Below are 5,639 nucleotides of genomic sequence, written 5' to 3' on the forward strand. Positions count from 1 at the left end.
ACACGCTCGAGGTCGAGGTCTCCGCGGCCAAGCGCACCAATCTCGACAAGCTGCTAGAAGCTGTGCTTCTGCAGTCCGAGGTTCTGGAACTCAAGGCCAATCCGGATCGCGCGGCCGAGGGTGTGGTCATTGAAGCCAAGCTCGATCGCGGCCGCGGTTCGGTTGCGACGGTGTTGGTGCAGGCCGGAACGCTTCACACGGGCGATATCATTGTCGCAGGCAACGAATGGGGCCGTGTTCGCGCGCTCATTAACGATCGCGGCGATCAGTTGAAGGAGGCCCCGCCCTCCATGCCGGTCGAGATTCTCGGCCTTCAGGGCACACCGCAAGCCGGCGACCGCATTGCGGTTGTCGAAAGCGAGGCGCGCGCGCGCGAAGTGTCGGAGTATCGTCAACGTCTCGCCCGCGAGAAATCGGTAGCTCGCCAGGCGGGTCAGCGCGGTTCGCTTGAGCAGATGATGTCGCAGCTTCAGGACACGGGCCTGAAAGAGTTTCCGCTTATCATCAAGGGCGACGTGCAGGGTTCGATCGAAGCCATTGCGGGTGCGCTGGACAAGCTCGGCACTGACGAGGTGCGCGCGCGCATCGTACACTCGGGCGCGGGTGCGATCACGGAGAGCGACGTGTCGCTGGCCGAGACCTCCGAGGCGGCGATCATCGGCTTCAATGTTCGCGCCAACAAGCAGGCGCGCGATGCGGCGGAGGCGGCCGGCATCGAGATCCGCTACTACAACATCATCTACGATCTCGTGGATGACATCAAAGCGGCCATGTCGGGCCTCTTGTCGCCTGAACGCCGCGAGACCTTCCTCGGCAATGCCGAGATCCTCGAAGTCTTCAACGTCTCCAAGGTCGGCAAGGTGGCCGGCTGCCGGGTCACCGAAGGCAAAGTGGAGCGCGGTGCCGGTGTGCGCCTCATCCGCGACAGCGTGGTGATCCACGAAGGCAAGCTGAAGACGCTGAAGCGCTTCAAGGACGAGGTGTCAGAAGTGCCTGCCGGCCAGGAATGCGGCATGGCGTTCGAGAACTACGAAGACATTCGTGCCGGCGATGTCATCGAAGCCTATCGCGTCGAGATGGTTACGCGTACGCTCTAGTGCACACGGAGCCGGAGCAGGTCAGACGACGGGGCATGGATTGCCCCGTCGGTCTCCGGCGTCAAACGCTCCCGTTTCCATGATTTGCCGATATCCTTGATACGGATACAATAGGTTTTTCCCCGCAAGAAGGTGCTCCATGCCGTCTTCCGCTCCCTCTCAGCGCCAGCTCCGCGTCGGCGAGCAGGTGCGTCATGCAATTGCGCAGACTTTGCAGCGCGGCGATGTGAGCGACGACGCGCTCGCAGATACGGTGGTTTCGGTCTCCGAGGTGCGCATGTCGCCTGATCTGAAGATCGCGACGGCTTACGTTTCACCGCTGGGGGCGGCCGACAAGGATGCCGTCGTAGCAGCCCTTAACCGGCATGCGCGCTTCATTCGCGGACGCATCACACCGGCGTTGCGTCAAATGAAGTACATGCCGGAGCTGCGGTTCCGAGTGGACGACAGTTTCGAGAATTTCAACAAGATCGATCGCCTTTTGAAATCTCCGGAAGTTGCCCGCGATCTGAAGGACGACGACGGAAACGAGGACGATCTTTGATGGCGCGGCGCGGAAAGCGGAAAGGACGCCGTGTCAACGGCTGGTTGATCCTCGACAAACCGGCCGGAATGGGGTCGACCGACGCTGTTTCGAAGATCAAATGGCTCTTCAATGCCGAAAAAGCGGGCCATGCAGGCACGCTCGACCCGCTCGCTTCCGGCATGCTGCCGATCGCCCTGGGCGACGCTACAAAAACCGTTCCCTTCGTCATGGATGGCGCCAAGGTGTACCGCTTCAAGGTCGCTTGGGGCGACGAACGCGCAACCGATGATCTTGAAGGTCCGGTAACGAAGTCTTCCGACCTGAGGCCCACCGAAGAAGCGGTGCGCGCACTTTTGCCGAATTATACCGGGATCATCATGCAGACCCCGCCGCAATATTCCGCCGTGAAGATAGGGGGCGAGCGGGCTTACGACCTTGCCCGCGAGGGCGAAACGGTGGAGATCGCCGCGCGAGAGATAGAAGTCGGGCGGCTCGATCTAGTGGCTTTCACGCCCGAGGCGGCGGTGTTCGAAATCGAATGTGGCAAGGGCACATATGTGCGCAGCATCGCGCGAGACCTGGGGCGGGATCTGGGCTGCTTCGGTCACATCGCAGATCTGCGCCGCACCGAGGTGTATCCCTTCCTTCCCGACCAACTCGTCGAATTGACCGCATTGGAGGAGGCTGCCGGGGCTGGAGATCGGGCGGGTGGCGATTTCGCAGCGCTCGACGACTATCTCCTCGACATAGCGACGGCGCTGGAAGGACTGCCGGAAGTTGCCGTCACGGACGACGCGGCTGCGCGTATCCGGCTCGGCAATCCGGTCATTGTGCGTGGCCGCGACGCACCTGTGGAGGCGCCGGAAGCCTGGGCCAGCGCACGCGGCCGGCTGGTCGCTCTCGGTGCGGTCGAAGCGGGCATGTTCAAGCCGAAGCGCGTTTTCGCGGCGTAAGGCATTTCGCTGGTTGATTTCGTGAGGCCGGCAAGGCAACCCTTGTCCGTCTCGTGCATTGTGTACTCAAACAATCGATGGGACGGGCAATTGCATGCAGGCGAAGGATAGTGCGCCTCCGGGAAGTTTGTCAGAGCGCATCAGGGCTTTCGCGGCGGGCCCGAAACCGATCAGCTTTTTCCTGTTCCTTCTGATCGCGGTGACCATCATCCCCGCGATTGGCGTGTCCGTCGTGCTGCTTCAGCGCAACAATGAAGCGCAGCGGGAGGTGGTGACCACGCTCGCCGAGGCAATGGCGGGATCGATCGCCGAAGCCGTGGATCGCGAGTTGAGCGGCATGGTGACCACGCTGCGCGTGCTTTCGACCACGCCCTCCCTCTCAAGCGGCGACCTGCAGGATTTTTACAATCGCGCGAAGCTCGCTCTCGCCGGCAGCGGCTCCTATCTTCGTGTTTTGGATGAAAATTACAAGCCACTCCTGAATACGAGTGTGCCCTTTGGGGAGCCGTTGGAACCCGCAACGGATTCACTTAACGATCCGGCGGCTTTTCAAGAAGGCGCCCCCATCACGTCCGGTGTGTTCTTCGGCGAACTTGCAGGCAAATGGAGCTTCAAAGTGGTGAGGCCTTTCTTCCCCGAAAGTGGCCCTCCACGCATGCTGGTAATGACGCGGGATGCGGACACACTGGTGGATGCGCTTTCCCAGCAAATGCTGCGGGGTGGATGGAACGCTTCTGTGGTCGATAGGAACAACGTCGTCGTCGCGTCGTCCTTTCTGTCGTCCGAGGTTGGCAAACCGTTTTTTCTGAACTTCGACGGCTCTGGAGGCATCTATCGCGAGGCCGAACCGACGGAGGGGCGCGCAGGCGGAACTTACATCACGATTGTGGAAGACTCCGGGGTCAGTGGCTGGAAAGCGGTCGTATGGGCCTCGACCGCCACCATCGAGGAGCCGATGCGCCACTCGCTGCGTATGCTGTTGGCCGGCGGATTGCTTGTCATCGCAATCGGAGCTTTCGCAGCATGGTTGCTTGGTCGGCAAATTGCCGGTCCTGTGCGGCGTCTGGCGCGTGACGCTCGCAGGCTGGGCGCGGGCGAGCCGGTTCATGCCGTCGAGTATCCGATTGCGGAAGTGGCGACCGTCTCATCGGCATTGGCGGAGGCTGCGCTCGATCGCGAGCAATCGGAGAACGAGATACGCCTTCTCATGCGCGAAGTCGCCCATCGTTCGAAGAATCAGCTGACCGTGGTTTCGTCCATGGCCAAGCAAACGGCTCGCAGTTCGCGAACCTTTGCGGGTTTTCAGGATGCATTCCAGAAACGTCTTCACGGGCTTGCCCGGTCCACGGATCTGTTGATCGCCGGTGGTGCCGTGGGCGTCGAGTTGCGCGAACTGCTGGCGGCACAAGTCGATCCTTTCCGGCCTGACAGTCCCGAGCGGATGAAGATGAGCGGTCCGAAATTCCGGCTTGCCAACCAACCGGCGCAAACGGTGGGACTTGCCGTGCATGAGCTTGCGACCAATGCCGCCAAATACGGTGCGTTTTCGACCAGCACCGGCCGCCTCGAAATCTCATGGAAAGTGAAGGACGATACCTTGATTTTGACCTGGCGGGAGCACGTCTCGAGGGCGCGCCGGCGCAATGTACGCCGTCGCGGTTTCGGGACGGAAATCATCGAGCGCATGGTTGGCGGAACGCTGGACGCCGAGATTTCGCGTGTCTTTCATCGCGATGGCCTGGAGTGTGTGTTCAAGATTCCGGTCGATCGGCTGGAGCCCGACATTTCGACGAGCGGTCCACGCGTGGGCGAGGCTGATTGAGTTCCGCGCACCGCGCGAATGTTTGGGCTGGTAATTCTGCGCGATTTCGCTTATATGCCGCCCATCATTGCGCTTGAAATGCGCATTGTTGAATGGCCCCGGCTGGACGACATCCCGGCTGAGGGCGTCCCTTTTCCCTAAATTCGAGAAAGGAAACCGATGTCGGTTACTGCAGAGCGCAAACAGGATTTGCTGAAAGAATTTGCCACCGCACAGGGCGATACCGGGTCTCCGGAAGTCCAGGTCGCTATTCTGACCGAGCGGATCAAGAACCTTACCGAGCACTTCAAAGACCACAAGAAGGACAATCACTCCCGTCGTGGCCTCCTGAAGCTCGTCTCCCAGCGTCGGCGTCTTCTGGACTATCTGAAGAAGAAGGACGAAGGTCGCTACAAGACACTGATCGAGAAGCTCGGATTGCGGCGCTAAGCTGATTTTGGCCGGCGGATACCAACGGGTGTCCGCCGGTCTCATTTGGGCATGCAGTGCGCCTGTGTGCCTCACGGCTCCGGCCACAGGCATGATTGCGACAGCGGCGTTGCCGCCATCCCATGCGCGACAGGTTGGACAGCCGGGGCCCCGATGGACAGGTCATGGGGCAGGATTGCAGGATGCTTGCGGCGCTTCGCCGTAAATACCAAGCCTCCCGTTGTCTTGCCCGTGGCTCGTCCGACAACGAAGCCAGACCGAAGGGAAGACGCGGCCAAGCGTTGGCGCGCCCTGCGGCACAGAAGGACAGGATATGTTCAAACATCACAAAGTAGAGATCGAGTGGGGCGGTCGTCCGCTCATTCTTGAAACCGGTCAGATCGCCCGTCAGGCCGATGGCGCGGTGCTGGCCACCTATGGCGAGACGGTGGTTCTTGCAACCGTCGTTTCCGCAAAAGAACCGAAGCCGGGCTTCGACTTCTTCCCGTTGACGGTCAATTATCAGGAAAAGACCTTCGCGGCCGGCAAGATCCCGGGCGGCTATTTCAAGCGCGAAGGGCGTCCGAGCGAGAAGGAAACGCTCGTCTCCCGCCTCATCGACCGCCCGATCCGTCCGCTTTTCGTCGACGGCTACAAGAACGACACCCAGGTGATCGCCACCGTGCTGCAACACGATCTGGAGAACGATCCGGACATCGTTGCCATGGTCGCCGTTTCCGCCGCATTGACGCTCTCCGGCGTTCCCTTCATGGGCCCGATCGGCGCGGCGCGCGTCGGCTATATCGGTGGTGAGTACGTCCTCAACCCGCATG

At 61.1% G+C, this 5,639-nt stretch carries 5 protein-coding genes and 1 pseudogene; all 6 read left to right on the forward strand.

Annotation, left to right across the window (positions count from 1 at the left end):
• The coding region (gene infB / locus QZ638_RS22300; RefSeq protein ID WP_295814706.1) for a translation initiation factor IF-2 at positions 1-1,097 on the forward strand (1,097 nt) is incomplete at its 5' end.
• A 139-nt stretch (positions 1,098-1,236) separates the two neighbouring features.
• Positions 1,237-1,641, forward strand: coding sequence for a 30S ribosome-binding factor RbfA (rbfA, locus tag QZ638_RS22305; protein WP_295814709.1), 405 nt, complete (start codon positions 1,237-1,239; stop codon positions 1,639-1,641).
• Positions 1,641-2,576 (forward strand): tRNA pseudouridine(55) synthase TruB, encoded by a 936-nt coding sequence (gene truB / locus QZ638_RS22310; RefSeq protein WP_295814711.1) that lies wholly within the window; start codon positions 1,641-1,643, stop codon positions 2,574-2,576. Before rbfA ends, truB begins: the two co-directional genes overlap by 1 nt.
• A gap of 127 nt (positions 2,577-2,703) precedes the next feature.
• Positions 2,704-4,398: a sensor histidine kinase gene (locus QZ638_RS22315; RefSeq protein WP_295814714.1), complete on the forward strand. Its 1,695-nt coding sequence runs from the start codon at positions 2,704-2,706 to the stop codon at positions 4,396-4,398.
• Positions 4,399-4,557: 159 nt separating this feature from the next.
• Complete coding sequence (rpsO, locus tag QZ638_RS22320; RefSeq protein ID WP_007010185.1) at positions 4,558-4,827, forward strand: 30S ribosomal protein S15; 270 nt, start codon at positions 4,558-4,560, stop codon at positions 4,825-4,827.
• Between the two features lie 313 nt (positions 4,828-5,140).
• A pseudogene (locus QZ638_RS22325) lies at positions 5,141-5,639 on the forward strand (polyribonucleotide nucleotidyltransferase); the annotation flags it as partial.

The sequence above is a fragment of the uncultured Nitratireductor sp. genome (assembly GCF_913053745.1).
In the GTDB taxonomy this organism is placed as follows: domain Bacteria; phylum Pseudomonadota; class Alphaproteobacteria; order Rhizobiales; family Rhizobiaceae; genus Nitratireductor.

What these genes read in the sequence shown, in the direction of transcription:
- rbfA (WP_295814709.1), top strand. Translation starts at nt 1,237, where the DNA reads ATGCCGTCTTCCGCTCCCTCTCAGCGCCAGCTCCGCGTCGGCGAGCAG.
- truB (WP_295814711.1), top strand. Translation starts at nt 1,641, where the DNA reads ATGGCGCGGCGCGGAAAGCGGAAAGGACGCCGTGTCAACGGCTGGTTG.
- rpsO (WP_007010185.1), top strand. Translation starts at nt 4,558, where the DNA reads ATGTCGGTTACTGCAGAGCGCAAACAGGATTTGCTGAAAGAATTTGCC.